At 58.3% G+C, this 739-nt stretch carries 1 protein-coding gene; it reads left to right on the top strand.

The annotated features are described in order from the left end of the window. Positions 1–739 (top strand): immunoglobulin-like domain-containing protein (locus IAE38_RS23660; protein WP_328822910.1); only part of this gene is annotated, 739 nt, incomplete at both ends.

Genomic DNA, 739 nt, shown 5'->3' with positions numbered 1-739 from the left:
GGTCAGCACGACTGTCACCGATGAACCAGGCTCGGGCACTCCAGGCACGGGTAACCAAGGCGACCTGGTGCAAGTCACCATCACCGCCGACCAAACTTCGGTTGCCGAGAACGTCAAGCCGACCTTCACCGTCCACGTGAACACTGCGTTGGCACATGACTTGGTTGTGACCCTGAGCAACAACGTCCAGGTCACCATCAGGGCTGGCGACACCAGTGTTCAGTACACCCATGACGCACAAGGCGACGACGTTTATAAAGACTCGGGCGACATCAGCCTGGGTATCAAGTCGGCTGTGGATATCGACGGCCGTACCTTCGAGAACTTGCAGCTCGGTGGCGATGCGTCGGTAAAAGTCACTGACACCATCGACGAAGTGGTAGCGAAACTCACCGCCAGCGACTCGGTCAGCGAAGGCGGACAGATCACCTACACCGTAACCCTCACCAACAAAGACGGCTTGCCGATCAACAGCCACGCCGAACTGTATTTCCATCTTAAAGACGGCACTACAGTCGTGGTTCCGGCAAACAGCACCGTGGGTTCGGCAACCGCGACAGCGCCGGATAACGTGTATGTCGGCGCTAACCCGCCAGTGCAGAACGCCATCGAATCGGTAAGCGGTGCGGATGTCTGGAAGTTTGAACAACTGACGCTCGACAAGACGCCGGTCAGCACTACCGTCACTGACGAACCAGGCTCGGGCACTCCAGGCACCGGTAACCAGGGCGATCTGGTG

It is taken from the genome of Pseudomonas sp. S32 (assembly GCF_016648095.1).
Lineage (GTDB): Bacteria > Pseudomonadota > Gammaproteobacteria > Pseudomonadales > Pseudomonadaceae > Aquipseudomonas > Aquipseudomonas parafulva.
The sequence above is the reverse complement of the archived record's forward strand: the minus strand, read 5'-3'. Positions and strand labels throughout refer to the sequence as shown.